3 protein-coding genes are annotated in these 1,856 nt (G+C 71.0%); all 3 read right to left on the reverse strand.

Annotation, left to right across the window (positions count from 1 at the left end):
• A partial coding sequence (locus tag VFE05_16190) for a hypothetical protein (protein ID HET6231614.1) occupies nucleotides 1-345 on the reverse strand: 345 nt, incomplete at its 3' end.
• Nucleotides 346-703: 358 nt separating this feature from the next.
• Nucleotides 704-1,051, reverse strand: a complete 348-nt coding sequence (gene rplS / locus VFE05_16195) for a 50S ribosomal protein L19 (protein HET6231615.1) — start codon at nucleotides 1,049-1,051, stop codon at nucleotides 704-706.
• A gap of 76 nt (nucleotides 1,052-1,127) precedes the next feature.
• The gene (gene trmD / locus VFE05_16200) at nucleotides 1,128-1,832 is read right to left on the reverse strand and encodes a tRNA (guanosine(37)-N1)-methyltransferase TrmD (protein HET6231616.1); all 705 of its coding nucleotides are present in this window, start codon (nucleotides 1,830-1,832) and stop codon (nucleotides 1,128-1,130) included.
• Nucleotides 1,833-1,856 lie beyond the last annotated feature (24 nt).

Here is a 1,856-nt window from a genome sequence, read left to right on the forward strand (position 1 = left end):
CAGCGCCAGGAGGTTCGCCTGCTCGTCGTGGCAGCGGGCCGAGACCTCGCCGGCCGTACGCTCCACGATCACGCTGCCGTCGAACTCGGCCAGCGCGCTGAACTTGTCCGGCGGAACCCGGTAGTCGATCACCGACTCCACCGAATCCTGGTGCGGCGCGGGAAAGTCGTGCTGGTAGAACGTGCGGGTGGCGACGATCCGCTTCCACGGCCCCGGCTTGTGCCAGACGAGCTGGCTCTCGGTGGCCTCGTCGGGCTCGCCGTACTGATCGATCACGAGCTGGGTGGCCTCGCGCGACTCGTCGGGCCAGCCCGCGATCAGCGCCGATCCTCTTTCTGCGGCCATGCGACCCCCTCCGCGCGTGCGTGGTTGAACGAAGTCGTCCGCCGCCGCGCAACGACCGTGCCCCCCGCCCCACAACGGGGAGCGGCCCGGACGCGCGGACCGCCACGTGAGGGATGCGCGCCCGGAGGGCCGGGACGCCGCCCCGCGCGAGACGGCCCACGCAGACGCACGAACGCCGACGGGGGCCGTGGCCCGGCGGAGTAGGGCACAGTGGTACCGTGCCCTACTCCGCGCGCAGCCCGGCCCCCGCCTGCGGGGGACACGCCCAAACCCTCGTCCTTCGCCGTTCCGCCCTCTTCCGAGCCGCCGAGAAACCTCGGAAATCGACCCGTAAGAGAGAAGAACGATGTGAGACGGACTAGCGGGTGCGGCGCTCCTTGATGCGCGCCGCCTTGCCGCGGAGCGCACGCAGGTAGTACAGCTTGGCGCGGCGGACCCGGCCCTGGCGCACCAGCTCGATGCTGGCGAGCATGGGGGAATGCAGCGGGAACGTGCGCTCCACGCCGATGCCGCCCGAGATCTTGCGGACCTTGAAGGTCTCGGAGACGCCGCCGTGCTTGCGGCCGATGCAGACGCCCTCGAACGCCTGGATGCGCTCCTTCTCGCCCTCGCGAACGCGCACGTTCACGCGCACGGTGTCGCCGGGGCGGAAGGTGGGAAGGCCCTCGCGCAGATATTCCTTCTGGGTCTCGATGAACGGATGCATGGGTCTGGCCTCGTCGTTGTGAGTGGAGAGGTTGGGAGGGCCGCGCGCAACGTCGCGCCGGCGTGTGCTCCCAACGTCAACTGTGCTCCGGACGCTCCGGCTGGAGCTCCGGGCGCCGCTCGCGCGTCAGCCTCTCGGACTGCTCGCGACGCCACGCGGCGATACGTGCATGGTCCCCGGAAAGCAGCACCGGGGGAACCTTCATCCCGCGGTACTCCGCGGGCCGGGTGTAAGACGGCGGGCTGAGCGTGCCGTCGTAGAACGAATCGGAAGACGCGCTCTCGTGGTCCGAGATGGCGCCCGGCAGCAGCCGCACCACCGCGTCCACCACCGCCAGCGCCGGGATCTCGCCGCCCGAGACGATGAAGTCGCCCAGGCAGACCTCCTCGGTGGCCAGGCCCTCGGCCACGCGCTGGTCCACGTCCTTGTAGTGCCCGCACAGGAGCGTGAGCTCCGGCGCCAGCGAAAGGCGCACGGCGTCTTCGTGCGTGAAGCGCCTGCCGCGCGCCGACATCAGCAGTATCGGGCCCTGCGGCCGGTCCTCTCCCTCCGGGGCGACGGACTGTACCGCCTCGAAGAAGGGGCCCGGCTTCATCACCATCCCCGCACCGCCGCCGAACGGGTAGTCGTCGACCGTCCCGTGCTTGTCGTGGGCGAAGCGGCGCAGGTCCACCAGGTCGTACTCCACCAGCCCGGCCGCCGCGGCCCGCGCGGGGATGCTGAGCCCCAGCGGGCCCCGGAAGAAGTCCGGGAAGAGCGTGACCACGTGGATGCGCATCATCCGGCTTCGACGCGCCGCCTAGAG

The organism is Longimicrobiaceae bacterium (assembly GCA_035696245.1).
Classification (GTDB): Bacteria; Gemmatimonadota; Gemmatimonadetes; order Longimicrobiales; family Longimicrobiaceae; genus DASRQW01.